Source organism: Streptomyces sp. NPDC048182, assembly GCF_043202555.1.
Lineage (GTDB): Bacteria > Actinomycetota > Actinomycetes > Streptomycetales > Streptomycetaceae > Streptomyces.
Map to the genome: position 1 here is coordinate 171,619 of NZ_JBIDAQ010000007.1, position 24,175 is coordinate 195,793.

The following is a 24,175-nucleotide window of genomic DNA, read 5'->3' on the forward strand; positions in this document are numbered from 1 at the left end:
CACCCCCGGTACCGGAGCGGCGGGCGGGGACCGGGCCCGTGCCCGCCCTCACGGCGGCTCCCCGGGGCCCGGCCGGCGCACGGCGAGCAGGACGGCGATGTCGTCCGGGCGGTCGGTGGCGTGCCGGGCCGTCGCGGTGAGCCGGTCCGCGACCCGTGCCAGCGACCGGCCGCCGGGCCGGGCGGCCGGTGCCCCCGCCTCGGACAGCGCCACCCGCAGCGCCATGACGCCGTCGTCGATGTCGAAGCCGGGCCGCTCCACCAGACCGTCCGTGTAGAGGGCGAGCACGGCCCCCGCGTCCAGCCGGAACTCCGTCAGCGGATACTCCGCCACCGGATCCACGCCGAGCACCACCCCGCCGGGCAGGTCGAGCATTTCGGTGCGGCCGTCCGGGTGACGCACCAGCGGCTGCGGATGGCCTGCCCGGGCCGCGCGGGCGTGCCCGGTGGCGGGGTCGAGGCGGAGGTAGCAGCAGCTGGCGAACAGGCCCGGGTCGAGGTCGGCGAGCAGCCGGTTGGTGCCGCTCAGCACCTCGTCCGGCGGCCGGTCGCCCAGCGCGAAGGCCCGCACCGCGCTGCGCAGCTGCCCCATCATGGCCGCCGCCTGCACCCCGTGGCCCTGCACGTCGCCGATGACCAGGGCCATGCCGTCGCCCGAGGCGATCACGTCGTACCAGTCGCCGCCGACGTCCATGCCCTGGGTGCCCGGCAGGTAGCGGCCCGCGGTCTCGAGGCGGGGGTGGGTGGGCAGCCTCCGCGGCAGCAGCACCTGCTGGAGGCCGCGGGCGAGCGCGCTCTCCGACTCGTAGCGCCGGGCCTTCTCAAGCGCGTGGGCGATCAGCCCGGCCAGCGCGGTGAGCACCGCGCGCTCCTCGGTGCCGAAGGGCCGGCCGCGGTCGAAGCCGAGGATGCAGGAGCCGACCGGACGGCCCGAGGCGATCAGCGGCAGGAAGGCGCGGGCGCCCTCCGCGGCGTCCAGCGGGATGCCCGGGTAGGCGGCGGAGAGCGCCTGCATCGAGTCGAAGAACAGCGGACGGCCGCTGGTGAGCGTCTCCACCCCGGGCAGCTTGGCGTCAAGGGCCACGCCCTCGAAGGGGGCGAGGAAACCCGAGGGGAAGCCGGTCTCCCAGGCCAGGTACAGGTGCCGGTCCTGGAGCAGGTAGATCGCCAGCCGGCGTCCGCCGAAGGCGGGCAGCAGCTCGCGCACCACCACCTCCGACACCTGCCGGGCGGTCACCGCCTCGGTCAGCGCGACGGCCAGCACGATGGGGCGGTACACGGGCGCCATGGAGGCCGCCGCCGGCGCCGGGTCCGCCGGCTCCGTGACCGGGTCGCCGGGCGCCTCGGGGTCCTGCCCGGGCGGGGCGTCGGCCATCCGGTTGGCCGGCCGGAGGACGCAGGTCAGGATGTCCGCGCCGGGATGGACCGACACCGCGAGCCAGTCCCCCTCGAAGGCGCGCGGCGCCGTCCGGCGGCTCGCGTCGGGCGGGCGCCTGACGTGGAAGTGACCCGGCTCGTGGGACAGCAGCGCGCCGCGCAGATGGTCCTCGTAGGCGGCCTGGTCCAGCCACGGCACGGCCTCCCACAGGGAGTGTCCGGACAGGCCCGCACGGGGGCGGCCGAGCAGCTCGGCGGCGCGCGGGTTGGCGTAGCCGATCATCCCCAGCCGGTCCAGGCAGAACACGCCGTCCGGCAGCAGGTCGGCGGCGGCGTCGGCCAGGGTGCCGGACAGCGGATCGCGCACGGCGCCGCGCACCGGGGCGGCGCCCGGCGGCCCGCCGGCCGGCCGCCACAGCTCCACCAGGCGCGGCGAGCCGTTCGCGGCCCGCACGTGCAGCGGCAGGGGCGGCGGCCGCCCGGCGGCCGTCTGCCGCAGCGCGGCCGCGATCCGCAGGCCGTCCTCCGGGGCCAGGGCGGCGGTGAACGCCTCCAGCGGGCCGGCGGTGGTGGCCGGGCCGCCGCCGTCGCCCGGCGCGCCGAGCAGGGCGCGCAGCGGCTCGTCGGCGACGACGGCACCGGTGGCGGGGTCCCAGGAGAAGGTGCCCGCGCCGCGAGCGGTCCGGCGGCTCGCCGGCGGGCGGACGCACAGCGGCTCCTCGTCCCAGGTGAACGGCGGGACACCGGCCGCCTCCAGGTCCGCCAGGGCGCAGCCGAGCTCCCGGGCGGTGCGCTCCATGCGGTCCACGCCGGCCATCACCTCGGCCGCGTCGGCGGCGGCCGGACGCAACACGGTCAGCACGCCGAACGTCCGCCCCGCCGCGGTCACCGGCACGTACAGCGAGCCGAAGGGGAAGGGCAGGGCGGCGGCGAACTGCGGGTAGCGGCCCATGGTCTCGGTGGCGTTCGGCAGCACGACCCGCACCCCGAGGCGGAAGGCGTCGGCGGCCGGGGACCTGCTGTCCGTGTGCACCCGCCACCAGGGGCGGAACAGCGGCCCCGGCAGTCCGGCGAGGACCGACAGGCGCAGCAGTCCGGGCGTGGGGGAGCGCAGGTACACCCCGCCCGCGTCGCCGGCGGTCGCGCGGATCGCCTCGGCCGAGGCGTCGATCAGCAGCGCCGCCGGCCGCCCGGGCCCCCGGTCGGTGTCCTCGGCGCCTGCGGTCATCGGCCCCACCTCGTCCGTACGCCCCACGCGGGCGACACAGCAAGAATGCGCCCGCACACCCCCCGCCCGCACCCGCTGGGCCGCGCCGTCCGCCCGGCCGTCCGAAGGGCCGCGGCCGGGGCGGAAGTTGGGGCAAAGGAGCCGTGCGGGCCGGATCGATGCGTATCGTGAGGGTCCGTGGGCCCGAGACCCGGCCCGAACCGGACGGTGAGGCCCTGTATGACGCCGGCGCACAGACACGATGCCGCGGACGCCTCCGTCGTGTCGACGGTGGTGGAGTTCAGCGGCGGATCGGCGATGATCCCGGCCTCCCGGGACGTCGTCCGGCGCTTCGTGGCCCGGCTCGCCGCGGCCGGCGTGGAGGCGGCCGGAACCTTCGCGGACGCCGCCCGGCTCGTGGTCAGCGAGCTGGTCACGAACGCGCTGCGGCACGCGCCCGGACCCTGCCGCCTGGAGCTGACCCTGAAGGGCGACAGCGTGGAGATCGCGGTGTCCGACACCGGCGACGGCTTCCCCACCTTCCTGCCCCGCGACCCGCAGCGGGTGGGCCGGCACGGCCTGGAGATCGTGACCCGGCTGTGCGACGAGGTCATCACCAAGCCGCACGCCTCGGGCAAGACGGTGTCCGCCCTGCTGCCGCTCCTCTAGCGCCCCCCGACAGAGCCCTCCGGCCGGCTCAGCCGCGCAGGGCGCCCTCCACGGTGGGGTGGCAGGCGATGAGCGTGTCGACGCCGACGAGCTGCAGGACCCGCTCGACGGACGACTGCGGTGCGGCGATGCGCAGCCAGACCCCGCGCGACTCGGCGGCCTGGTGGGCGGAGATGAGCACATTGATGCCGCTGGAGTCCAGGAAGGCCACCTCGGCGAAGTCGACCACCGTGCCGGGCGTCCGCTCCACGCAGGACAGCAGCACGTCCCTCAGCTGGCTGCTGCCGTCGAGGTCGACCTCGCCGGCGAGGGTGACGACGCTGACGCCCTCACCCGTGGTGGTACGGGTGATCAGCAGCCGCTCCGGTACCGCCGCACCCTCGATGTCCGCCACGCTCGACTCACCTCTCGCATATGCCCGGCCGTTTCGGTCGCTTGATGTTAAGGCTCCGGGGAGCTTGTGTAAGCCACTTGGGTGGAAGGGCTCCCACGGCCCGGCGGGTCCCGTCGGCGGGGCGGGCTCGGCGCGCGGGACGGCGCCGCGCTGACTAGGCTCTTCCGGTGTGGCTCATACATTCGACGAGCTCGTGCACAAGCGCCGTGCGGCGGACCAGGCCCACCACCGGGTCGAGGAGCTGCGCGGCTCGTACGGGCCTCCCACGCAAGCGCACTGGAGCGCCCGGCAGTCCCGTACCTACGAGACCGCCGTACGGGCATGGCGCGACCTCGACCGGGACGCGCAGAGCGCGATGACCGAGTACGTCAGGGAGGAGGGCCAGGGCCAGTCCCGGCACAAGATCGAGGCGAGGGTCCGCAAGGCCGTCCAGGAGGGGCAGCCGGGCGGCTGACGCCCCTCCACCGACCGACCGCCGCGTCGGCCGGGTAGCCTCACCTGACCGCGGCCTCCCCGAGCGCGGCGCGGGCGCTCTCCAGCGCCGCGGCCCGGTCCTCGGGGACCAGCCCGACACGGGTGCGCCGGTCGAGCAGATCGGCCTCGTCCAGCGCGCCCTCGTGGCGCACCGCCCACCACAGCTCCGCCCCGGTCACCGGGTGGCCCGGCAGCACCGGCTCGCCGAGGCGCGGGTCGGCCGCCGCCAGGGCGTGCACGGCCGCCGCCTCCGTCCCGTACCGCCGCACCAGCCGGCGCGGCGCCCGCAGCGCGGCCAGCGTCGCCGGGTCCGCCGCGCCCACCAGCGGCAGCGTGGCGGTGGGGGAGGGTCCCGCGGCGAGGCGCCGGGCGGCCAGCGCGGCGTCCACGGCGTCCTCGGCCATGCGCCGGTAGGTGGTGAGCTTGCCGCCGACCACCGTGACCACGCCGTCCGGCGAGGTCAGGACGGCGTGCCGCCGGGAGATGTCGGCGGTGCGCGTGCCGCCGGCCGGCCCCGAGGTGTCCAGCAGCGGGCGCAGCCCCGCGAAGGCGCCCACCACGTCCCCCCGCTGGACCGGCGCGTCGAGGACCGAGCCGAGCACGTCGAGCAGGAAGCCGATGTCGGTCTCCGGCACCTCGGGCACGTCCGGGATCTCCCCCGCCACGGGCTCGTCGGTCAGCCCGACGTACACCCGCCCGTCGCCCTGCGGCAGCACCAGCACGAAGCGGTTGGTCTCGCCGGGTACCGGCACGTGCAGGCCGGCCGGGAGCGGGCCGAGCCGGTCGGCGCGCAGCACGAGGTGGGTGCCCCGGGAGGGGCGGACCCGGATGCCGTCCACCAGCCCGCCGGCCCACACCCCGGAGGCGTTGATCACCGTCCGGGCGCGGATCTCGCCCTCCTCGCCGGTGAGTTCGTCGCGGATCCGGGCGCCCGCGGCGGTCAGCTCCAGGACCCGGGTCCGGGTGAGTATGCGGGCGCCGCGCGCGGCGGCGGTGCGGGCCAGCGCGGTCACCAGGCGGGCGTCGTCCGTGAGCCGGCCGTCCCAGGACAGCAGCCCGCCGCGCAGCCGCTCGGGACTGAGCGCCGGGGCGAGGTGGCGGGCCTCCACGGCGGACAGCCGGCGCGGCGCGGGCAGCGTGGCCCGGGCCGTGCGCGCCGCCAGGCGCAGGGTGTCGCCGGCCCGGAGCCCCGCCCAGGCCAGGGCGGCCTGCCCGCGGGAGACCAGCGGGGTCAGCGGCAGCACGAACGGCTGGGCGTGCACCAGGTGCGGGGCCGTGCGCTCCATCAGCACGCCCCGCTCGACGGCGCTCTCGTGGGCGACGTCGAACTGGGCGGAGGCCAGATAGCGCAGCCCGCCGTGGATGAGCTTGGAGCTCCAGCGGGAGGTGCCGAACGCCAGGTCGTGGGCGTCCACCGCGACCACGCTCAGGCCGCGGGCCGCGGCGTCCAGGGCGGCGCCCGCGCCGGTCGCGCCGAGCCCGACGACGAGGACGTCTGCGACGGCGCCGCCGGCCGCCTCGGCCAGCTCGCGCGAGCGGCGGGCGGCGGACAGGGAGGCGCCGGAGGCCGCGGCGGCCGGGTCGCTGTGCGGGCTCATGGCGTGAGGGTCCTCTCCAGGATGGTGCGCAGCTCCGCGAGGAAGGCCGCGGGGGTCAGCTCGGCGTCGTCCTCGTCGGTCATGGTGCGCAGGGACAGCGCGAAGGACTGGACGACCAGCAGCACGGAGCGGGCCTGCCGCGCGGGGTGCGCCGGGCGCACCGACCCGTCGGCGTGGCCCTCGCCCAGCGCCTCGGCGAGGAGTTCGAGGAGGGCCTCCTGACTGGCGCCGCGCCGGTCGAGGACGTAGGGGAGCAGCAGCTCCGGGTCGACGTCGACGATCTTGCGGAAGAGCGGGTGCGCGCGGAACGCCGCGATCCCGGCCACCAGGCCCTCGACCATGCGCGTCCGGGTGTCCGTGCCCGGCCGGGGCGCCGGGATGGCGCCGGTGGCCACGGCGATCCACTCCCGGGTCATCAGATCGCCGACCAGGGAGCGCACGTCGGGCCAGCGCCGGTAGAGCGTCATCCGGGAGACGCCGGCGCGCCGCGCCACGTCGGTCATGGTCGTGCGGCGCACCCCGACGGCCAGGACGCAGTCGCGCACGGCGTCGAGGACCGCGTCGTTGTCGGCCGGAGCCGGCCGGCCCGGGCTGTTGTGACGGTTAGGCGTCATGTGTAACAGTGTAACGCCCGTGAGGCCGCCGAGACGGCACCCCCGCACCGACCGTGAGGACGATCAGGCCATGGACATGCTGTGGAACGGCTGGGGCGACCCGGCCAGGGCGACACCGCTGCCCGACACGGTCACCGGGCTGCTGCGCGACCTGCTCGGCGTCAAGCCCCGCGAGACGCCGGCCGTCCGCCTGGCGGACCTCGACGTCCCCGCCGCGCCCCTGGCCGAGGCCGCGCACCGGGCGCTGCGCACCGCCGTCGGCGACCGCGCCGAATCCCTGCGCACCGACGCCGAGAGCCGGATCCGGCACACCCGCGGCAAGTCCACGCCCGACCTGCTGCGGATGCGGGCCGGCGACACGGCGGACGTCCCCGCCGCCGTCGTGCTGCCCGACGGCCACGACGAGGTGCTGGCCGTCCTCGTGGCCTGCGCGGCGCACGGCCTGGCGGCGGTCCCCTTCGGCGGCGGCACGTCCGTCGTCGGCGGCCTCGCCCCCGCCCGTCGCGGCGGGTTCGTCGCCCTGGACCTGCGGCGCATGAACCGCCTGCTCGACCTCGACCCGGTCTCCCGCACCGCCACCCTGCAACCCGGCCTGCGCGCCCCCGAGGCGGAGGCGCTCCTCGCCGAACAGGGCTGGACCCTCGGCCACTTTCCGCAGTCCTACGAGTGGGCCACCATCGGCGGCTTCGCCGCCACCCGCTCCAGCGGGCAGGCGTCCGCCGGCTACGGCCGCTTCGACGAGATGGTCCTCGGCCTCACCCTCGCCACCCCCGAGGGCACGCTGGACACCGGGCGCGCCCCGCGCTCGGCGGCCGGACCCGACCTGCGCCAGCTGGTGCTGGGCTCGGAGGGCGCCTTCGGCGTCATCACCGCCGTCACCGTCCGGATCCGTCCCGCGCCCGAGGTCCGGCGCTACGAGGGCTGGCGGTTCACCTCCTTCGCGGAGGGCACCGCCGCGCTGCGCCGGCTCGCCCAGGACGGCCCGCGTCCCACGGTGCTGCGGCTGTCCGACGAGACGGAGACGCTGATCGGCCTCGCCCAGCCCGACGCCGTCGGCGCCTCGCTCTCCGACGGGTCGGACGGCTCCGGGGCCTCCGCCGGCTGCCTGGCCGTCGTCGGCTTCGAGGGCACCGAGGAGGACACCGCCCACCGCCGGGCGGGCGCCGCCGCCGTGCTGCGGGAGGCCGGCGGCACCTTCGCCGGCGAGGAGCCCGGGGAGCGCTGGGAGCACGGCCGCTACTCCGCGCCCTACCTGCGCGACGCCCTCCTGGACGCCGGCGCGCTGGCCGAGACCCTGGAGACGGCCGCCTTCTGGTCCCGCCTGCCCGGCCTGTACACCGCGGTCCGCGACGCGCTCACCGCCACCCTCACCGACGCGGGCACCCCGCCGCTGGTCATGTGCCACGTCTCGCACGTCTACGAGAACGGCGCCTCCCTGTACTTCACCGTCGTCAGCGCCCAGGGCGAGGACCCCGTCGCGCACTGGACCCGGGCCAAGCACGCCGCGGGCGACGCGATCCTCGCCGCGGGCGGCACCATCACCCACCACCACGCGGTGGGCACCGACCACCGCGACTGGTACGTCCGCGAGGTCGGACCGCTCGGCGTCGAAGCACTGCACGCCGTCAAACGGCGCCTGGACCCGGCCGGGGTGCTCAACCCGGGCGTCCTCCTGCCCGGTGACCCGCCGCGCCCGTGAGGCAGACTCCCGTCCTGATCGTCCGGCACCACCGCCCAGCCCGGAGGCACTTCGATGCGACAGTTCACCGCCGTCGTCAACCCCACCGCGGGCGGCGCCACCTCGGCCGCCGCGCTGCTCGGGGTGGCGCGGCTGCTGCGGGAGGCCGGGGCCGGCCTGGAGACGGAGTACAGCCGCAGCCTCGCCCACGCCCGGGAGCTGGCCCGGGCGGCGGGGGAGCGGGGCCGGGTGGTGCTCGCCGTGGGCGGCGACGGCATGGCCGGCGCGATCGGCGGCGCGCTCAGCGGCACCGGCACCACGCTCGGCCTGGTCCCGGCCGGGCGCGGCAACGACTTCGCGCGCGCCCTGTCCCTGCCCACCGCACCCGACGCCCTGGCCGAGGTCCTGCTGCACCACGAGCCGCGCCCCGTCGACACCGTCGAGGTCGTCTCCGCCGTGCACGAGCGCACCGTGGTGCTCGGCAGCGTCTACGCCGGCGTCGACGCGCTCGCCAACCGCCACGCCAACCGCTCCCGGCTGCTGCGCGGCACCGCCTCCTACTACGCGGGCGCGCTGCGCGCCGTCGCCACCTGGCGCCCGCCCCGCTACCGGGTCACCGTCGACGGCCGCGAACACGCCTTCAGCGGCTACACGGTGGTGGCCGCCAACTCCGGCTACTACGGCTTCGACCGGCGCATCGCCCCCGAGGCCCGGGTGGACGACGGGCTCCTGGAGGTCGTGATGATCCACCACGCCCCGCGCCTGCTGTTCTTCGCCCTCATGAACGAACTGGCCACGGGCGCACACGTGCACCGCCCCCAGGTGCGGATCGCCCGCGGCACCGAGGTCCGCATCGAGGCCGACCGGCCCATACCCTACGGCGCCGACGGCGAGGTGGAGGCCGAGGTGCCGGTCACCGCCCGCGTCCTGCCGGGGGCACTGCGCGTGCTGTGCTGAACGGCCGTGGTCAGCCGTGCACCACCGCCACCGGGTCGAACGTGACCCGCGTGCGCCGCGGGTCGTCCTGCCAGGTCAGCTCCACGCCGCCGGCGTCGGCGACGGCCGTCGGCGCGGGACCGGACGGCGGTCCCTCGGTCAGGGCGGCCAGGCAGACGTGCAGCGTGCTGCCGCCGGCCTCGCCGGTGAGGCGGGGGACCTCGGCCCACGGCACGCAGGCCGTGCCCTGCGGGGCGCGGAGTGTCTCCGGTTCCGGGTGCCAGCCGTACAGGGGGAGCAGCGTGGAGACCAGCGGCTCCTCCGGCCCGGTGGCCCAGCCGGTCTCGGTGAGCCGGGTGCCGTCCGGCGCTCCCGTCACCCGGTGCACCCGTACCTCCCAGGCGCCCCGCGCCACCGTCACGCTCTCCACCCGCAGCCCCGGCACCATCGGCGGCCCGGCCGCGAAGACCGGCCGGTGCCAGGACGCCGCCCAGCCCCAGCCGTCGCCCTCCCCGGCGCCCAGCGGACGGATCCGCCGCCGCACGCCGTCCCGGCCGTCCACCACGACCGCGAGCCGGTTGTCCGCCACGTTGCCCGGCGCGGTGGGACCGGTGCGGGTCGAATACGCCAGCCGGCCGTAGTGCGGGTCGTCGGCCACGGCCGACTCGCCCTCGTGCGGCCGCACATGGTCGCTGCCGTGGTTGTGCAGCCGGACGATCCCGTCCGCGCGCGTCGCCTGCACCAGCAGGCCCGGCGACGGCAGCGCCAGCACCCGGTCGCCCCGCTCCACCGGCGCCGCCTCCTCCGGGTCCGTCCACAGCGGGTGCCCGGCCGGCGCCAGCAGCGACACGAACGCCTTCGAGGCCCAGTACGGCGACGCTGGACCGGAGTAGGACTGCAGGGTCGGCTCGTGCGGGCCGTGCCAGCCCAGGCTCAGCAGCCCGTCCCGCGACACCGCCCCGCGCTCCAGGAAGTACCGCAGCGCACCGCTCACCAGCCGCCGCGAGGCCCCCGGCGTCAGCGGCGTGTGCCCGGTCACCGCGCCGAGGCCCACCGCCGAGGCGGCGGCGAAGCGGTAGGTGAGCGACCGGCCGAAGTGCAGCGGCGCCCCGTCGCCGCCGAACATCAGCCCGAAGGAGCCGAGATGCTCCCGCAGCCGGCCCCCGAAGGGCTCGGCCGCGCCGCCCTCACCGGCGAGATGGGCGTCCAGGACCGGGTACAGGTGCAGCGCCCAGCCGTTGTAGTGGTCGAAGGCCCGCCCGTCCCCGTCGGCGTACCAGCCCCCGCCCCGGTACCAGCCCTCCATCAGCTCCAGCGCCCGACGCCGGGCCGCCGCCGTCTCCGCGTCCCCGCGCCCCACCGACTCCAGGAACCCGGCGACCGTGTACGGGAACAGGTACCAGTTGTTCGGCGCCGGCACGTGCCGCAGCGCCCCGCGCAGCCACGCCTCCACCCGGTCCCGCACCCCGCTGTCCAGGTGCTTCCACAGCCAGGGCGCGGTCAGCCGCAGGCCGAGGGCGACGGACGCCGACTCCACCATCGGCTGGCCCTGCACGTCGTGGCCGAGGATCAGCGGCCAGGACTCGGCGTCCTCCCGGCCCGGCGAGCGGGTGCCCGCGGCCAGGCCGCCCGCATACCGGTCCAGCCAGCCGTGCGGGTCGTCGCCGCCGGCCCCCGCGACGCGGAAGGCCGCCGCGAGGAAGGTCCGGGCGAAGCCCTCCAGGCCGTCCGAGCGCACCCCCGAGCGCGAGGGCCGCCCCGGCAGGTCGAGCAGCGCGCCGCCCGGGGTGGCCCACCGCCACGCCGCCCCGAGCAGCCCGTCCGCGACGGCCTCCCAGTGCGCCCGGGTGAACCCGGTGTACGGGCTGGACGCCCGGTCCTCGGCGGGCAGGGGGAACGGAACCACCAGGTCCTTGCTCATGCCAGGAACGCCAGCCTCTCGCGTCGTACGGGATGGAGGAACCCGGCGCCGGAGGCCCAGCGGGTGGTCTCGGCGAGCGCCAGGTCGGCCAGCCGGCGCCACTCGTTGCCCTCGGAGCCGGCCAGGTGCGGGGTGATCAGCGCGTGGTCGCAGTCCCACAGCGGATGCGCGGGCGGCAGCACCTCCGGGTCGGTGACGTCCAGGACGGCCCGGATCCGCCCCGCCAGGACGGCGTCGGTGAGCGCCTCCTGGTCGACGACGGCGCCCCGGGAGGTGTTGATCAGCACCGCCCCCGCCGGCATCGACTCGATCAGCGCCCGCCCGACCAGGCCCCGGGTGGCGGGCAGCAGCGGGGTGTGCACGCTGACCGTGTCGCAGCGCGCGAACAGCTCCCCGAGCCCCACGCGTTCGGCTCCCAGCGCGGCGGCGTCCGCGTCGTCCACGTACGGGTCGTGCAGCAGCACCTCCACGTCGTGCGGGCGCAGCAGCTCGATCACCCGGCGCCCGATCAGCGACGCCGACAGGATGCCCACGGTGCGGCGGTAGTTGCCGAGGCCGGGCGGGAGGTCGAGCAGCCGGCCGCGCGAGCGGGCCACCCGGAAGTCGCGGGCGCGCTCCAGGACCTGCTTGCCGCTGAGCAGGATCATGCCGAGGGTGTACTCGGCCACCGGCACGGCGTTGGCCGCCGCCGCCGAGGACACATCGAGGCCCCGCTCCCAGCAGTCCTCGGTCACATGCCCGCGCACGCTGCCCGCGGTGTGCACCACCGCCCGCAGCCGCGGCGCCGCCGCCAGCACCTCCGCGTCCAGTGGCTGGCAGCCCCAGCCGGTGACCAGCAGGTCGGCGTCGGCGAGGACCGCCCGCGCCCGCGGTGTCGACAGGTCGTCCAGGACCGGCGGCGGGGCCAGGTCGCAGACCCGGCGGAAGCCGGCGAGGGAGTCCGGGCCGAGGACGGCCGCGGCGGCGTCCCGGGACATGGCCACGGCGGCCCGGGGCCGGAAGCCGGGCCCGGGCCCGACCGGGGTCACTTGACGGCTCCCGCGGTCAGTCCACCGCGCCAGAAGCGCTGGAGCAGCGCGAAGGCGAGGACGAGCGGGAGGACGGCGAGCAGTGAGCCCATGACGACCACGGGGTAGTACTCCGGCGAGACGCGGGCGGCGCTGTTCCACTGGTACAGGCCGAGGCTGACGGGATACAGGTGCTGGTCGGAGAGCATCACCATGGGCAGGAAGAAGTTGTTCCAGATCGCCGTCAGCTGGAAGAGGAAGACGGTGACCAGCCCCGGGCCGAGCATGCGCAGCGACACCCGTACGTAGGTGGTCAGTTCGCCCGCCCCGTCCACCCGGGCCGCCTCGAGCACCTCGTCGGGCACATAGCCCCGGCTGAAGACGCGCCCCAGGTAGACGCCGAACGGGTTGAACAGCACCGGCACGAACACCGACCAGAAGGTGTTGATCAGCCCGGCCTTGGACGCCATCAGGTACAGCGGCAGCGCGAGGACCGTCTGGGGCACCATGACCGCGGCCAGGACCAGGCCGAACAGCTTCTCCTTGTGCCGGAAGCGGTACTTGTCGAAGGCGTATCCGCAGGCCACACTGACCAGCGCGCCGATCGCGGCGCCAAGCACCGCGTACAGCAGGCTGTTGACGTACCAGCGGCCGTACACCCCGTCGTCCATGGCGAACAGGTCGCCGAGGTTCCGGCCGAAGGAGAAGTTCCCCAGATCGAGGAGGTCGCTGCCGGACAGCGCGTCCCGGTCCTTGGTGGAGGCCAGCACCAGCCACAGCACCGGCAGCAGTGTGTAGAGGACGGAGAGGGCGACGACCACGTTGACCGTCGTCCGGCCCAGCACCCCGGGGCGCAGGGGCGCGGGTCCCGCGGTGGCGCTCATCGGGCCTCCTCGGCGATGTCGGCGCGGCTGGTGAAGCGGGTGACGCCGTAGGACAGGGCGATGGTGCACACCAGCAGCACCACCGACGCGGCTGCCGCCAGGCCGTAGTTGGTACGGGTGAAGGCGGCGTCGTAGATGTACATGCTCGGCGAGAACCGGGAGCTGATCATCGGCGAGGACTGGCTGAGCAGCATCGGCTCGGTGAACAGCTGGAGCGCCCAGATCAGGGTGAAGATCGCCACCATCACGACGGAGGCCCGCACCAGCGGCGTCTTGACCTGGAGCGCGGTGCGCACCGGACCGGCGCCGTCCACCACGGACGCCTCGATCACCTCGCGCGGCACGGCCTGCAGGGCGGCGTAGAAGACCACCATGTTGTAACCGAGGTTGCTCCACAGGGCGATGTTCACGATGGACGGGACGACCGTGTGGATGCCGAGGAAGTCGACCGTGACGTCGGCGCGGGCGAACAGGTCGATCACCGGGCTGATGCCGGGGGTGTAGAGGTACAGCCAGATCAGCGCCGCGATGATGCCGGGCACCGCGTGCGGCAGGAACAGTGCCAGCTGGGCCGAGGCGCGCAGCCGGACCACGCCGGAGTCGAGGAGCAGGGCGAGGCCGAGGGCGCCGGCGACCATCAGCGGGATGTACACCAGGCAGTACAGGCCGACCGTGCCGAGCCCGCCGAGGAAGGTCGGGTCGGACAGCACCGCCGCGTAGCTGCGCAGGCCGGTGAAGACGGAGCGCTCGGGGCCGAAGCCGAGCCCCGGCTGGTCGTCGGTGAAGAGGCTCAGGTAGAGCGCCGTGCCGACCGGGATGAGGAAGACGGTGACCAGCAGGGCGAAGAACGGCGTCATCAGCACGCCGCAGGCGGCTGCGCGCCGGCGTCGCGCGGTGCGGCGGGCGCGCAGGCCCGCCGCGGCGGGATCCGGGCTGCCGGCGCGGGGCGCGCCGGTCGTCACCCGGGGTCCGGTGGTCGTGGTCATGGGTGTCACCTGCCTCTCGTCGGCTCAGGTGGTGTGCTGGGTGGTGGACAGGCCGAGGGCCTCCAGATCGGGCATGGTGCCCTCCTGCGCCGCGCGCAGGGAGTCGGTGAGCGAGCCCTGGCCGCCGCCGACGCGGGCGAAGGAGTCCTGCATCACCCGCTGGGTGGCGCTCATCCGCGGGCCCCAGGTCCAGTCCGCGCCGATCTTCCCGGCCTCCTGCTCGAACAGGGTGTAGACGTCCTGCCCGCCGTAGTACGACCGGTCGAACGCCTCGCGGCCGACGGCGACCAGGGCGGGCGCGGCCGGGAACTGGCTGCTGGTGCCGCTGGAGAGCCGGGCCCGCAGCGCGTCGGGGTGGGAGACCTGCCACTCGATGAACTCCATGGCGGCCTCGGGGTGGCGGCAGTCCGCGGTGATCGCGAAGGTGGAGCCGCCCTGGGTGCCGACGACCGGACGGCCGGTGTCCCACTGCGGCATCGGCGCGATCCGCCACTGCCCCTTCTGGCCGGGCCGCGCGTTCATCTGGGCGCCCGCGTCCCAGGCGCCGGTCAGCCGCGCCAGCACCAGGCCGCCGCTGATCTGCGCGTCGGACTGGCTGCTCTCCACGGCGTTGGCGAACACGTCCCCGCGGTCGATCAGCCGCTGCCAGTACGCCGCCACCCGCCGGGACGGCGCGTCGGCCAGCGAGACGTTCCAGGCGCCGCCCGAGGTGTCGAACCACCGGGCGCCGGCCTGCCAGGACCACGCGGCGAACTGCGCCATCCCGTCGGTGGGGAAGATCGCGAGGCGTCGCTCCCGGGCCTTCGCCCTGACGGTGCGGGCCTGTTCGGCGAACTCGTCCCAGGTCGCCGCGGGCCGCAGCCCGAAGCGCTCGAACAGGTCGGTGCGGTAGTGCATCACCATCGGCTCGACGTCCAGCGGCACGCTGACCACCTTGCCCTCGAAGGTGGTCAGCCCGAGCGCCTGCGGCTGGAGCTTCCGGCGCAGCCCGTCAGACAGCAGTCCGGTGATGTCGCGGGCCACACCGTCGATGGCGAACCCCGGGACCTGCGGGTACTCGATGGTGGCGACGTCGGGCGCGTTGCCGGCCCGGGCGGCGTTGCTCAGCTTGGCGTAGCCGCCCTGCGCGCCGGCCGGGATCTGCTCGAAGTCGACCCGCACGGTGCGGTGCGTGCGGTTGAAGGCGTCGACCACCTCCTTGCTGCCGCGCAGGGCGGACCAGAAGGTGACGTGCGTGGTGCGGCCGGTGCCGGCTCTCGCGGCGCCGTTCCCCCCGCTGCAGGCGCCGAGTGCGCCCGTCAGCGGCACGGCGGCCGTCGCGGTGAGCACGGACCGGCGGCTGGGTCGTCCGGGCATGGGCGCCTCCCGCGGCTCCGGCGTGCCCGCGGCGGGCGGGCACGGCTGTTCGGGACACGGGAATCCTCAACGCTGGGTGTCAAACGGTCAATAGACCGATCAGAAGAAACTCAAACGGTCAAACACTCAGACGGGGTGGGTCAGCCGCCTGGTCGACCCCCGGACCAGCAGGCTCGGCAGCAACTCCACCCGCCGCGCCGCACGCGGCCCGCCGCCGCCCCGCAGCCGCTCGAGAAGCAACTCCGCCGCCGTCCGGCCCACTTCGGCCTTCGGCGGGGCCACGGCGGTCAGCGGCGGCGTGGCCAGCGCGGCCACCACGTCGTCGTACGCCACCACCGAGCAGTCCTCCGGCACCCGCACCGCCTCGTCCGCGAGCCGCTGCACCACCATCACGGCGTCCACGTCGCCGTGCAGCACCACCGCCGTCGCCTCCGTGGCGCGCAGCAGCGCCGACACGCCGGCCGTCTCCGCGGCGGAGTACGGCCCGCCCCGCCCCGCCTCCGGCGAGACCAACCCCCAGGCCCACGCGTCCACTTCGGGGTGGGCTCCGGCGATCTCCGCGAACCCGGCGCGCAGCGTGCGCGCGGTCGGGCTGTCGTCCCGGGTGGCGAACACGATCCGCCGGTGTCCCAGCGCCACCAGGTGCTCCACGGCGAGATGGGCGCCGTACCAGTGGTCGGAGCACACCGAGTCCAGGACGTGCGCCGCGCCGCCGCGCCGCGGCCGCCGCTCCATCAGCACCGTCGGCACCTCCAGGGCGGCCAGCCATCCCTGGTCGGCGTCCTCGTCCCGCGGGGTCAGCCAGCGCGGTGCGAGCAGCAGGCCGCGCGCCCCGTCCGCCAGCGCCCGCTCCACCAGCGGGCGTTCGGCGCCCGGGCTCTGCGGCGCGATGTGCAGGGCCATCCGCAGCCCGGACTCCTCGAGGACCGAACGGGCCCCGTGCAGCGTCTCCGTGAGGTACGAGTGCCGCGCCGGCACCACCACGGCCACCCGGTCGCCGTCCGCGGCCCGGCGCGCCGGCACCTCCTGGGCGGGCACCGTGGAGCGCACCACGCCGTGCCCCCGGTGCAGCCTGCCCTCCTGGGTCAGCTCCTCCACGTCCCGGCGGACCGTGACCACCGACACCTGGAGCTCGTCGGCTAGATCACGCACCCGGGCCGCGCCGCGCGCCCGCACCGCCGCCAGGATCCGCTGCCGCCTGACCTCGACCGGCTCCCGCATCCGCCGCCCTCCGCACCCGAGCATGTTCGTTTGAACGATTTCGGGTCATCATAGCGATCGCCGCGCGTCAGTGGCCGGGGTCGGCGAGCAGCTGCCCCAGCGGGCCGAGGTCGAGGTTCAGGTCGCCGCGCCGCAGGCCGTGCCGGGCGCACAGCTCGTCCATGCGCTCGTCGAGGAGCATCAACGCCGTGCCCAGCCGGTCCTCCTGCTCCGCGCTGAGCGTGCCCTCGTCGAACCGGCGCACCGCCTGGCGCTCCATCAGCTGACGCAGCAGTTCGACGACGGTCAGCACCAGGGCGGCCAGGTCCTCGGTGACCCGCTCCGGGTCCAGGTCCAGGGTGCTCTCGCCGGGCGCCGTCACAGCGGCCCGCTGTCCGGCCAGGGCGCGGGAACCCGCTCGCTGACCGACGCGAGCAGCGCCCGCAGCGAGATCCGCACCAACGGCACGTCGGCGACGGCCAGGACGAGGTCCCCGCTGACCACCACGCCGGTGCCGAGCACCCGGTCGAGCAGGTCGACCAGCGGCACCCCGACCGGCGCGTACGGCTCGGACCCGTCCCAGGGCACGGGCGCGGGACCCGGTGTGCGGACGTCGCCAGGGCGGCTCACGCGCCCGCCCCCGTCCGCTCCGGGTCCGCCGCGGGCGCCGCCCGGGCGAAGGAGTACGGCACCCACGGCCCCGACGCGTCGATGGTCACCGCCCCGCCCCGCCCGGCGATCCGTTCCAGGGCGCGGGTGAAGGCGGGGCGCGCGGCGTCGTCCACCAGGTAAGCGGCGTTGAGCAGTTGGGGGGCGCGCCGGCCGGTCAGCCGCTCGCCCTGCGGACGGTGCCGGGTCGCCGCCACCGCGAACCGGCGCAGCTCCGCGTCGACGGCCTCCGCCTCGGCCAGCGCCCGGCCGTGCGCGTCCTGCCGGGCCCGGTTGCGGGCGCTGGCCCGGCCGAGGTAGGCACGCCCCCCGCCGCCGTCTCCGGCCGGCTCCGCGTCGCCTGGGGCGGCCTCGGCGGCGTGCGCCTTCACCGCCCACTCCGTACGGTCCCCGAGCAGGTCGAGCAGCGCGCCGAACTCCGCCGCCCGCGCCGCCACGGCCCGCCGGGCCGCGCCGTCCCCGCGGTACAGCGTCGCCAGCGGGAGCGGCACCGCGGCACCCCGGCGGGCGGCGGCCTCCACTCCCCGGTGATGGGCCCGGGCGCAGCGCTCCAGCTCCGCCGGCCGCTCGAGCCGCTCCCGCAGCGCGGCCTCGCCGAACAGCGCTACGGGGACGTCCTGGACGACCACCGACAGGCCGCCGGCGTCCAGGACGCGCAGCGGGCCGCCCTCCTCGTGCCCCGGCGCGACGAGGTCGACGTCGTCCGGGGTGCTGTCGGTGACCGCGAAGGCGCAGACCAGCGACGCGTCGCCACCCGTCTCCTGGTGCCCGCTCATCGTGCGGCCCCGGCAGGCTCCTCGGCGCCCTCCAGGGCGTCGAGGCGGGCCCGCAGCCGCTCGTTCTCCTCGGCCAGTTCCTCCCGGGCGGCCCGGGACGACAGCGCCGGATCGGTCTCCCACCAGTCGATGCCCGCCTTCTTCGCGGTGTCGACGGAGGCGATGAACAGGCGCAGCCGAATCGTGAGCAGCTCGATGTCGAGCAGGTCGATCTTGATGTCGCCCGCGATGACGATGCCCTTGTCCAGAACGCGTTCGAGCAGGTCGGCGAGGCTGCCGGACGGGGGGCCGTACGGCTGCGGGTCGAGGCCCGGGTAGGCCGGGGCGAAGTCCGTCACCACGCGGTCCCGGGGTGGTCAGCGACGCCGGCGGGGGCGGGCGGGGGGTTCGTCATCGGCATCCTCCTCGTCCTCGTAGTCGTCCTCTTCCTCCTCGTCGTCCGCTTCGTCCTCGCCCTCTTCGTCCTCGTACTCCTCGTCCGCACCCTCGTCCTCGTCGTACTCGTCCTCGTCGCCGTCCTCCTCCGCCACGACGTCCTCGTGGCTGCGGACGACCTCGCCCTCGCGGATCTCGCCGCGCCAGCCCTCCACCTCCTCGTCGCCCATGAGGGTCACGAAGCGGGCGAAGTGCTTGAGGTCCAGGCGCAGGCGGCGGCCCTGGGCGCGCCAGAGGTTGCCGGTCTTCTCGAAGAAGCCGGCCGGGTAGTACTCCACGACCACCACGACCCGGGTCAGCCGGGGCGCCAGTTCGTGGAAGGTGACCGCGCCGCGCGTACTGCCCTTGGCACCCTCGGAGGTCCAGACGATCCGCTCGTCCGGCACCTGCTCCTGGACGGTCGCCTTCCAGCTGCGGCTGGACGGGCCGACCTTGAGGTTCCAGTCGGAGGACGTCTCGTCGTTCTCACTGACGCTGCGGACGCCCTTGGTGAAGCGGCTGAAGTCCTTCAGCCGGGTCCACTGGTCGTAGACGGTGCGCAGGGGCACGCCGATGTCCACGACCTCCATGATGTGGGTCGCCTTGACGCTGCCGCCCCGGGCGCCGCCGCGCTGCGAGCCGCCCTTGCCGTCACCGCCGGCGGACGCCTTCAGCCGGTCGGTGAGCCCGCCGACACTCTTCCCGGCCTTGCCGACCAGGCTCTGCCCGCCGGCCGAGAGATAGCCGCCGAGGGCGTCCTTCAGGTCGTTCAGCGGGGACGCGCCCGCGTCGTCCTTGCGGTCGTCGTCGCTCATCGGCGGCCACCTCCCTGCCGCCCGTCCCGTCGCGCCTGGGCGGTCTTCTTCGCCGGTGCCTTCTTGGCCGCGGTCTTCTTGGCGGCCGTCTTCTTCGCAGGCGTCTTCTTAGCGGGCGCCTTCTTGGCCCGCTTCCGGGGCGGCGCCGGCTCGGGCTCCTCGTCGGGCTCCTCTTCCTCGTCCTCGTCGAGGTCGGCGTCCTCGTAGCCGCCGCTGTCGTCCTCGTAGTCGTCCTCGTCGCGGTCCTGGTAGCCGGCGGAGGGAGCCTTGCCGCCGGCCGCCGCGCCGGTGAGCGTCTCGGTCCGCTCGCGCAGGGTGTCGGCGAGGCCGGTCAGCCGCCGGTTGGCCGCGGCGGAGACGGCCGCCTTGCCCGCGGTCAGCAGCTCGTCCCGCAGCTGGTCGGTGAGCTGCTGGAGCTGCGGCGTCTGCGGCAGCCGGCCGAGCCCCTCGGTCAGCAGCTGGCCGGGGGACATGCCGAGCTTCTTGCCCGCCATGTAGGAGCCGACCGCGATCGCCAGCTTCGCCTTCTTCGTGCGGCCGAGGAGGTATCCGCCGGCCAGGGCCGCCGCCAGGGCCGTCCTGTTGTCGTTCATGTGCGCCTTCCCTGCGCTGGATGCGTGCTCGTGGTCGTGGTGCGGCCGGTGGGCCGTGCCGGGCGTTCGAGGAGGGTGAGCAGGCGCTCCTCCTCCCGTTCGAAGGCGGCCTCGTCGATGGCGCCCTCGTCCAGCGCCCGGTTGAGTGCGGCCAGCCGGGCCTGGACGGCGCGCGGGTCGTGCACCTGGCGCCGGGCCTCCGCCAGGAGGTGGTCCGCGATCCAGGCCGTTCCCCGCACGGGTGCCAGGGGGAGCAGCAGCAGACCGCTCACGAGGCCCACCCCGTCACCGTCCGGCCGGTGCGGGTCGCGGCTCGACGAAGCTGTAGCAGGGCAGCGGGCCGGTGAGGCTCAGCGCCAGCCGGTCCCCGCGGTCCCGGGCCCGCGCCGCCACCGCACGGCGGAACGGCTCCTCGTCGGCGGACCGCAGCAGGAACGAGGCGCTCAGCACCTGCTCGTCGTCGGTGGTCCCGAGCACGGTGCGCACGGCCAGCGGAGCGAGGTCGGTGAGCACCTCCCGCGCCGCGCGCCTGGCCTCCCGCCGGACGGCCCGGGCCAGGGCCTCGCCGAGCCGCACGTTGGCCTCGTAGTCCGGCCGCAGCCGGGTACGGCGGGCCAGGTCGCGCAGCTTCTCGTCCTGCTGCACCAGCTGGGCGAAGCAGCCGGGGACGACCGAGCCCTTGACGTTCAGCTCGACGCAGCCGCGGACGCCGTCGAGCTGGCCGGCCAGGTGGGCGGCATCGGTGCGCAGCTGGGCCAGCAGCGCCTCCGGTTCGGGGGACAGCACCCCGAACCGCATGGGCAGCAGCGGCCCCTGGGCCGCCAGCTCGTCCAGGACGGCCTGGTGGGCCGTCAGGTCGCGGCGACGGGGCCGGAGCCGCGCGGGTGCCGCCGAGACGGCGGCGGCCAGCCCTGACTCGGTCAGCACCCGCACCGGGGCGCCGTCGACGCCGGCGGCTCGGGGGGTGCGGACGCCGGCGGGCGTGATGCCGTAGACGTACAGGGTGTCCGCGGTGACGCCGGCGGTGGTTCCGGCGACGGTGGTGGCGGTCATGGTCATCCCTCCTCGGTGGCCGGGCGCCGGCGGGCACGGCCACGCGGGCGCTCGTCCTCGTCGTCGCCCCTGCTCCGGCCCGCCGCGCGCTCACCGCGCGGGCGGCCGGCCGGGCGGCTCTCGGACCGGCGGGGCGCGCGGCCGGCCGTCTCGCGCTCGCGGCGGCGGGGCCGGTCCTCCGTCCCGCCCCGCTCGTCCGCCTCCTCCCACTCGTCCCGGTCGTCCCCGTCGTCGGGCTCCTCCGGCGCCAGCACGTCCCGCACCTTGTCGGTGAGCGAGCGTGCCGTGCGCCGGGCGCCCGCCTTGCCCACCCGCTTGGCGGCGGACCCGCCGAACAGCTCGGGGACCGTCTTGGAGCGCGCGTCGTGTTCCAGGTCCAGCCGGTTGCAGGCCTCGGCGAAGCGGAGGTAGGTGTCGACGCTCGCCACCACGATCCGGGCGTCGATCTTGAGGATCTCGATGCCGACCAGCGAGACGCGTACGAAGACGTCGATCACCATGCCGCGGTCGAGGATCAGTTCCAGCACGTCGTACAGCGTTCCGGCGCGGGGCGCGCAGGCGACCTCGTCGTCATAGGTGATCATCCGGTGGTCCTTCCGGGTGCGGGCCGGGCAGCCCGGTCACTGGTCCTGGGCACCGCGCCGGTAGCGGGAGATCCGGCGGTACCTGAGGAGGTCGCCGGACGCGTCCAGCTCGACCTCGTAGGTGGCGAGCAGGCTGGTGGTGTCCGGGATCCGGGCCACCTCCAGGAGGTCGACGTTGACGATCCAGCCGTCGTCCTCGCTCCGGCACACCGCGGAGACGCCCTCCACCCGGTGCCGGACGAGTGCGGCCAGGGCGTCCGCCGCGTGCCGGGCGGCGTCCTGGGCACCCCGCACCGCACGCTCGCGCGTGGTGGCCGTGCCGCGTCGTCGCCCGCCAGGTTCTGTCATGCGGTCCACTCTGGCCGCGCGCCCCGCCCCGCGCGTGCGGTGTTACCCCATCCGGGCGGTCAGCGGCCCGGGGCGTCGGCGCGGCGCCGGCAGTACAGGAAGAGGTGTGGTTCGGGGACGGCGTCCGGATGCGCCGGGGTGAAGAGCAGTTCCTCCCGCTCCAGCACCTCCAGGCCCGCGCCGTCGGCGACCGCGGCGAGGGCGGGCGCGGCGAAGCTGGACACCCGGACCGGCTGCCCCATGAACACGGCGTCCACGCCGTCCACGTCCACCGGCACGGTCGCCAGGACCAGGTGCCCGCCCGGCCTCAGCGCCCGCGCCAGCCGCCGCACCAGCTCCGCCTGCTCGTCCCGGTCGAGCTGCAGCAGCGAGAAGTACACGCAGACCGCGTCGTACGAGGCGTCGGCGAGTGGCACCTCGCGGATGTCCGCGCACCGGAAGGCGGCGCCGGGCACCTGCCGGGCCGCCAGCTCCACCATGACGGGGGAGACGTCGACGCCCAGCACCTCATGCCCGGCGTCGGCGAGGGTCTCGGCGGTGGGCCGCCCGGTACCGCTGCCGACGTCCAGGACCCGGCTGCCCGGGGCGAGCCGGGCCAGCAGCCAGGACAGGGAGCGCCGGTGCGCGGGGGAGTCGGCGAAGGCCCGCTCGTAGGCGGCGCCCAGCGCGTCGAACACGGCGGCGGCCGGGGGCCGCGGCTGCTCGTCGGTCACGACGGTCCCTCCGGGAGGCGAGCCGGTTCCCGGGCATCGTTCCACCGGGTGGGGCGTGCGGACAAGGTCGCACCCGGAGCGGCGCCGGCCGGCTCGGTCCTCGTTCGCCGTGCCCGTCTCTGTGAAAACCGCTGGTCACAGGCGCCCCACGGAAACTTCTTCACTCGATCGGGTGATCGACCCATCCGGTGGCCGAGCGGCACCGTATTCCCCACGTGAGGGAAGAACGCAGGACACACCGGCAGCGGCCCACCCGGCCGCCGGCCGCCGTCGGCCGCCCAGCGGCCGGCACGGCTTCCCGCACGCCCGCGCCGCGCCCCCGGCCGAGTGGGGACCCCGTGGCGGGCACGGTTCCTCCGAGCGCGCCCGCCACGACGAGGGATGCCGGCCGGGGCCGGCGCGGGTTCATCCCCATACCCAGATCCAGCTGAACCGCCGTACGCCGTACAACCCTTCACCTTCATCCGCTCCAACGCGGCCTTCGTGCTGCCCATTTGTCAGGAGATCGCTCATGAATTCCCGTTTCCACCGCGCCGCCCTCGCCGTCGCCGCCGCCGCCGTCCTGCCCTTCGCGCTGGTCGGCTGCTCCAGCGACGACAACTCCTCGGACAGCGCCTCGGAGGCCAGCTCCTCGGCGCCCGCCGGTGGTGGCGGCGACGAGATGGCCAGCCCGTCCGATGACATGTCCGGCATGGACCAGCCGTTCGGCCCGGCCTGTTCCTCGGTGCCGAAGTCCGGTTCCGGTTCCTTCGACGGCATGGCCCAGGACCCGGTGGCGACCGCCGCCTCGAACAACCCGGCGCTGTCCACGCTGGTCACCGCCGTCAAGAAGGCCGGCCTGGTCGACACCCTCAACAACGCGCAGAACATCACGGTGTTCGCGCCCACCAACGACGCCTTCGCCAAGATCCCGAAGGCCGACCTGGACAAGGTCCTCAACGACAAGGCCATGCTCACCAAGGTCCTGACCTACCACGTCGTGGGCCAGAAGCTCACGCCGAGCGACCTGGAGAACGGCTCGTTCGACACGCTGGAGAAGTCCAAGCTCACCACGTCCGGCTCCGACGAGTCGTACACCGTCAACGACTCCGCCAAGGTCGTCTGCGGCAACGTGAAGACCGCCAACGCCAACGTGTACATCATCGACAGCGTGCTGATGCCGAAGAGCTGACGCACCGCGAGGCCCGCTGGGCCGCGACGCCCGCCGAGCCGCAGGGCCTGCTAGCGCAGGACCTGCGGCTCGGCCGCGCGGGTGGCCGCCGCGAAGAGCGGTGACGGCGCCGCCTCCGGCGTCAGGAGGTGGGCGACCGCCGCGGACGCCGTGTCGTGCCAGCGACCGCGCGGACGCAGCATCGCGTGGTCGCCGCCGTCCACGAGCAGCATGCCCGCGTGCGCGCCGGCGGCCCGTGCCCGCAGCACGTACGCGGCGGACTCCCGGGGGTCGGTGACCCGGTCGCGATCGCCGTGCAGCACCAGCACCCGCCGGTCCCGCAGCTGCGCCACCGGTTCCCCCGGCGGGCACCAGGGGGCGAGCGCCACCACGCCCCGCACCTGCTCGGCGCCGGCCGCCCGCAGCGCGGCCCGGCCGCCCATGGAGTGCCCGAGCAGCACCACCGGCACCGCACCGGCCTCCTCGCGCAGTTCGGCCAGGGCCCGCCCGGCGTCGAGCAGCGGATCGGCCTCGGCGCCGTTCCAGCCGCGCCGGCGGTAGCGCACCTGGCCGAGCAGCACGTCGTCGCGGTCGGTGACCGCCGCCACCGCGCGCAGGAACGGACGCATCCGCAGCGCCGCGAGCTGCCAGGGGCGGGCCGCCTGCCGGCTCTCGGCCCGCCCGCCGTGCAGCACCAGCACCGCGGCCGTCGGCCGCCGCGGGCGGTGCCGCACCAGCAGGGCTCGTGTCGACATGTCGT

The 24,175-nt window shown here is 75.7% G+C and carries 27 protein-coding genes; 5 read left to right on the plus strand and 22 right to left on the minus strand.

The features are described 5' to 3' along the window. Positions 1 to 48: 48 nt before the first annotated feature. Complete coding sequence (locus tag ACGFZL_RS16360; RefSeq protein WP_393692185.1) at positions 49 to 2,604, minus strand: SpoIIE family protein phosphatase; 2,556 nt, start codon at positions 2,602 to 2,604, stop codon at positions 49 to 51. Positions 2,605 to 2,865: 261 nt separating this feature from the next. Between ACGFZL_RS16360 and ACGFZL_RS16365 the strand changes: the two genes are divergently transcribed. Further along, positions 2,866 to 3,252 (plus strand): ATP-binding protein, encoded by a 387-nt coding sequence (locus ACGFZL_RS16365; RefSeq protein WP_393692187.1) that lies wholly within the window; start codon positions 2,866 to 2,868, stop codon positions 3,250 to 3,252. Between the two features lie 28 nt (positions 3,253 to 3,280). On the opposite strand, the gene ACGFZL_RS16370 is transcribed toward ACGFZL_RS16365, so the two are convergent. Continuing rightward, positions 3,281 to 3,646 (minus strand): STAS domain-containing protein, encoded by a 366-nt coding sequence (locus ACGFZL_RS16370; protein WP_355173564.1) that lies wholly within the window; start codon positions 3,644 to 3,646, stop codon positions 3,281 to 3,283. Positions 3,647 to 3,815: 169 nt separating this feature from the next. Here ACGFZL_RS16370 and ACGFZL_RS16375 point away from each other — a divergent pair, with 169 nt between their 5' ends. Then, complete coding sequence (locus ACGFZL_RS16375) at positions 3,816 to 4,100, plus strand: hypothetical protein (RefSeq protein ID WP_393692189.1); 285 nt, start codon at positions 3,816 to 3,818, stop codon at positions 4,098 to 4,100. Between the two features lie 40 nt (positions 4,101 to 4,140). On the opposite strand, the gene ACGFZL_RS16380 is transcribed toward ACGFZL_RS16375, so the two are convergent. Together ACGFZL_RS16380 and ACGFZL_RS16385 are read right to left on the minus strand one after the other, a co-directional pair. Beyond that, the gene (locus ACGFZL_RS16380) at positions 4,141 to 5,718 is read right to left on the minus strand and encodes a glycerol-3-phosphate dehydrogenase/oxidase (protein WP_393692191.1); all 1,578 of its coding nucleotides are present in this window, start codon (positions 5,716 to 5,718) and stop codon (positions 4,141 to 4,143) included. After that, positions 5,715 to 6,332, minus strand: coding sequence for a TetR/AcrR family transcriptional regulator (locus tag ACGFZL_RS16385; RefSeq protein ID WP_355173570.1), 618 nt, complete (start codon positions 6,330 to 6,332; stop codon positions 5,715 to 5,717). The genes ACGFZL_RS16380 and ACGFZL_RS16385 overlap by 4 nt, the downstream gene beginning before the upstream one ends. A gap of 70 nt (positions 6,333 to 6,402) precedes the next feature. Between ACGFZL_RS16385 and ACGFZL_RS16390 the strand changes: the two genes are divergently transcribed. Next, the gene (locus ACGFZL_RS16390; RefSeq protein WP_393692193.1) at positions 6,403 to 8,031 is read left to right on the plus strand and encodes an FAD-binding oxidoreductase; all 1,629 of its coding nucleotides are present in this window, start codon (positions 6,403 to 6,405) and stop codon (positions 8,029 to 8,031) included. A 54-nt stretch (positions 8,032 to 8,085) separates the two neighbouring features. After that, positions 8,086 to 8,967, plus strand: coding sequence for a diacylglycerol/lipid kinase family protein (locus ACGFZL_RS16395; RefSeq protein WP_393692195.1), 882 nt, complete (start codon positions 8,086 to 8,088; stop codon positions 8,965 to 8,967). A 10-nt stretch (positions 8,968 to 8,977) separates the two neighbouring features. Here the strand turns inward: ACGFZL_RS16395 and ACGFZL_RS16400 are convergent, their stop codons facing one another. From ACGFZL_RS16400 to ACGFZL_RS16480, 17 genes are all read right to left on the minus strand, one after another. Next, positions 8,978 to 10,867 carry a DUF2264 domain-containing protein gene (locus tag ACGFZL_RS16400; protein WP_393692197.1) on the minus strand — a complete coding sequence of 630 codons (1,890 nt, stop codon included), beginning with the start codon at positions 10,865 to 10,867 and terminating at the stop codon, positions 8,978 to 8,980. Next, positions 10,864 to 11,895 (minus strand): hydroxyacid dehydrogenase, encoded by a 1,032-nt coding sequence (locus ACGFZL_RS16405; protein WP_393692199.1) that lies wholly within the window; start codon positions 11,893 to 11,895, stop codon positions 10,864 to 10,866. The genes ACGFZL_RS16400 and ACGFZL_RS16405 overlap by 4 nt, the downstream gene beginning before the upstream one ends. Beyond that, positions 11,892 to 12,758 carry a carbohydrate ABC transporter permease gene (locus tag ACGFZL_RS16410; RefSeq protein WP_355173580.1) on the minus strand — a complete coding sequence of 289 codons (867 nt, stop codon included), beginning with the start codon at positions 12,756 to 12,758 and terminating at the stop codon, positions 11,892 to 11,894. Before ACGFZL_RS16410 ends, ACGFZL_RS16405 begins: the two co-directional genes overlap by 4 nt. Next, positions 12,755 to 13,744, minus strand: coding sequence for a carbohydrate ABC transporter permease (locus ACGFZL_RS16415; RefSeq protein ID WP_393692201.1), 990 nt, complete (start codon positions 13,742 to 13,744; stop codon positions 12,755 to 12,757). The genes ACGFZL_RS16410 and ACGFZL_RS16415 overlap by 4 nt, the downstream gene beginning before the upstream one ends. Positions 13,745 to 13,768: 24 nt before the next feature. After that, positions 13,769 to 15,100 (minus strand): ABC transporter substrate-binding protein, encoded by a 1,332-nt coding sequence (locus ACGFZL_RS16420; protein ID WP_393692203.1) that lies wholly within the window; start codon positions 15,098 to 15,100, stop codon positions 13,769 to 13,771. Between the two features lie 126 nt (positions 15,101 to 15,226). Continuing rightward, a complete protein-coding gene (locus tag ACGFZL_RS16425; RefSeq protein WP_393692205.1) occupies positions 15,227 to 16,321 on the minus strand; it encodes a substrate-binding domain-containing protein in 1,095 nt (364 codons plus the stop codon). A 67-nt stretch (positions 16,322 to 16,388) separates the two neighbouring features. Then, positions 16,389 to 16,682 carry a gas vesicle protein K gene (locus tag ACGFZL_RS16430; RefSeq protein ID WP_355173588.1) on the minus strand — a complete coding sequence of 98 codons (294 nt, stop codon included), beginning with the start codon at positions 16,680 to 16,682 and terminating at the stop codon, positions 16,389 to 16,391. Further along, positions 16,679 to 16,888 carry a gas vesicle protein gene (locus tag ACGFZL_RS16435; protein ID WP_393692538.1) on the minus strand — a complete coding sequence of 70 codons (210 nt, stop codon included), beginning with the start codon at positions 16,886 to 16,888 and terminating at the stop codon, positions 16,679 to 16,681. The genes ACGFZL_RS16430 and ACGFZL_RS16435 overlap by 4 nt, the downstream gene beginning before the upstream one ends. Positions 16,889 to 16,926: 38 nt before the next feature. Continuing rightward, positions 16,927 to 17,745, minus strand: a complete 819-nt coding sequence (locus ACGFZL_RS16440) for a GvpL/GvpF family gas vesicle protein (protein WP_393692207.1) — start codon at positions 17,743 to 17,745, stop codon at positions 16,927 to 16,929. Continuing rightward, positions 17,742 to 18,083, minus strand: coding sequence for a gas vesicle protein GvpJ (gene gvpJ, locus ACGFZL_RS16445; protein ID WP_393692209.1), 342 nt, complete (start codon positions 18,081 to 18,083; stop codon positions 17,742 to 17,744). The genes ACGFZL_RS16440 and gvpJ (ACGFZL_RS16445) overlap by 4 nt, the downstream gene beginning before the upstream one ends. Before the next feature lie 18 nt (positions 18,084 to 18,101). After that, on the minus strand, positions 18,102 to 18,974 hold the full coding sequence (locus ACGFZL_RS16450; RefSeq protein ID WP_393692211.1) for an SRPBCC family protein: 873 nt from the start codon (positions 18,972 to 18,974) through the stop codon (positions 18,102 to 18,104). Further along, positions 18,971 to 19,567 (minus strand): hypothetical protein, encoded by a 597-nt coding sequence (locus ACGFZL_RS16455; protein ID WP_393692213.1) that lies wholly within the window; start codon positions 19,565 to 19,567, stop codon positions 18,971 to 18,973. The genes ACGFZL_RS16450 and ACGFZL_RS16455 overlap by 4 nt, the downstream gene beginning before the upstream one ends. After that, complete coding sequence (locus tag ACGFZL_RS16460) at positions 19,564 to 19,848, minus strand: gas vesicle protein GvpG (RefSeq protein ID WP_393692215.1); 285 nt, start codon at positions 19,846 to 19,848, stop codon at positions 19,564 to 19,566. The genes ACGFZL_RS16455 and ACGFZL_RS16460 overlap by 4 nt, the downstream gene beginning before the upstream one ends. A gap of 4 nt (positions 19,849 to 19,852) precedes the next feature. After that, the gene (locus ACGFZL_RS16465) at positions 19,853 to 20,626 is read right to left on the minus strand and encodes a GvpL/GvpF family gas vesicle protein (RefSeq protein WP_393692217.1); all 774 of its coding nucleotides are present in this window, start codon (positions 20,624 to 20,626) and stop codon (positions 19,853 to 19,855) included. After that, the gene (gene gvpJ, locus ACGFZL_RS16470) at positions 20,623 to 21,204 is read right to left on the minus strand and encodes a gas vesicle protein GvpJ (RefSeq protein ID WP_393692221.1); all 582 of its coding nucleotides are present in this window, start codon (positions 21,202 to 21,204) and stop codon (positions 20,623 to 20,625) included. The genes ACGFZL_RS16465 and gvpJ (ACGFZL_RS16470) overlap by 4 nt, the downstream gene beginning before the upstream one ends. 36 nt (positions 21,205 to 21,240) lie before the next feature. Beyond that, positions 21,241 to 21,552 (minus strand): gas vesicle protein GvpO, encoded by a 312-nt coding sequence (gvpO, locus tag ACGFZL_RS16475; RefSeq protein ID WP_355173604.1) that lies wholly within the window; start codon positions 21,550 to 21,552, stop codon positions 21,241 to 21,243. A 59-nt stretch (positions 21,553 to 21,611) separates the two neighbouring features. After that, positions 21,612 to 22,265, minus strand: a complete 654-nt coding sequence (locus ACGFZL_RS16480; RefSeq protein ID WP_393692223.1) for a class I SAM-dependent methyltransferase — start codon at positions 22,263 to 22,265, stop codon at positions 21,612 to 21,614. Positions 22,266 to 22,776: 511 nt separating this feature from the next. Between ACGFZL_RS16480 and ACGFZL_RS16485 the strand changes: the two genes are divergently transcribed. Beyond that, entirely contained in the window at positions 22,777 to 23,436 is a 660-nt protein-coding gene (locus ACGFZL_RS16485; RefSeq protein ID WP_393692225.1) for a fasciclin domain-containing protein, read from the plus strand. A gap of 50 nt (positions 23,437 to 23,486) precedes the next feature. On the opposite strand, the gene ACGFZL_RS16490 is transcribed toward ACGFZL_RS16485, so the two are convergent. After that, entirely contained in the window at positions 23,487 to 24,170 is a 684-nt protein-coding gene (locus tag ACGFZL_RS16490) for an alpha/beta fold hydrolase (protein WP_393692227.1), read from the minus strand. Positions 24,171 to 24,175: the final 5 nt, after the last annotated feature.

Coding starts and splice junctions, on each gene's coding strand:
- ACGFZL_RS16360 (WP_393692185.1), bottom strand. CDS start 2,604: ATGACCGCAGGCGCCGAGGACACCGACCGGGGGCCCGGGCGGCCGGCG.
- ACGFZL_RS16380 (WP_393692191.1), bottom strand. CDS start 5,718: ATGAGCCCGCACAGCGACCCGGCCGCCGCGGCCTCCGGCGCCTCCCTG.
- ACGFZL_RS16385 (WP_355173570.1), bottom strand. CDS start 6,332: ATGACGCCTAACCGTCACAACAGCCCGGGCCGGCCGGCTCCGGCCGAC.
- ACGFZL_RS16390 (WP_393692193.1), top strand. CDS start 6,403: ATGGACATGCTGTGGAACGGCTGGGGCGACCCGGCCAGGGCGACACCG.
- ACGFZL_RS16395 (WP_393692195.1), top strand. CDS start 8,086: ATGCGACAGTTCACCGCCGTCGTCAACCCCACCGCGGGCGGCGCCACC.
- ACGFZL_RS16400 (WP_393692197.1), bottom strand. CDS start 10,867: ATGAGCAAGGACCTGGTGGTTCCGTTCCCCCTGCCCGCCGAGGACCGG.
- ACGFZL_RS16410 (WP_355173580.1), bottom strand. CDS start 12,758: ATGAGCGCCACCGCGGGACCCGCGCCCCTGCGCCCCGGGGTGCTGGGC.
- ACGFZL_RS16415 (WP_393692201.1), bottom strand. CDS start 13,744: ATGACCACGACCACCGGACCCCGGGTGACGACCGGCGCGCCCCGCGCC.
- ACGFZL_RS16420 (WP_393692203.1), bottom strand. CDS start 15,100: ATGCCCGGACGACCCAGCCGCCGGTCCGTGCTCACCGCGACGGCCGCC.
- ACGFZL_RS16425 (WP_393692205.1), bottom strand. CDS start 16,321: ATGCGGGAGCCGGTCGAGGTCAGGCGGCAGCGGATCCTGGCGGCGGTG.
- ACGFZL_RS16440 (WP_393692207.1), bottom strand. CDS start 17,745: ATGAGCGGGCACCAGGAGACGGGTGGCGACGCGTCGCTGGTCTGCGCC.
- ACGFZL_RS16450 (WP_393692211.1), bottom strand. CDS start 18,974: ATGAGCGACGACGACCGCAAGGACGACGCGGGCGCGTCCCCGCTGAAC.
- ACGFZL_RS16455 (WP_393692213.1), bottom strand. CDS start 19,567: ATGAACGACAACAGGACGGCCCTGGCGGCGGCCCTGGCCGGCGGATAC.
- ACGFZL_RS16465 (WP_393692217.1), bottom strand. CDS start 20,626: ATGACCATGACCGCCACCACCGTCGCCGGAACCACCGCCGGCGTCACC.
- gvpJ (WP_393692221.1), bottom strand. CDS start 21,204: ATGATCACCTATGACGACGAGGTCGCCTGCGCGCCCCGCGCCGGAACG.
- gvpO (WP_355173604.1), bottom strand. CDS start 21,552: ATGACAGAACCTGGCGGGCGACGACGCGGCACGGCCACCACGCGCGAG.
- ACGFZL_RS16485 (WP_393692225.1), top strand. CDS start 22,777: ATGAATTCCCGTTTCCACCGCGCCGCCCTCGCCGTCGCCGCCGCCGCC.
- ACGFZL_RS16490 (WP_393692227.1), bottom strand. CDS start 24,170: ATGTCGACACGAGCCCTGCTGGTGCGGCACCGCCCGCGGCGGCCGACG.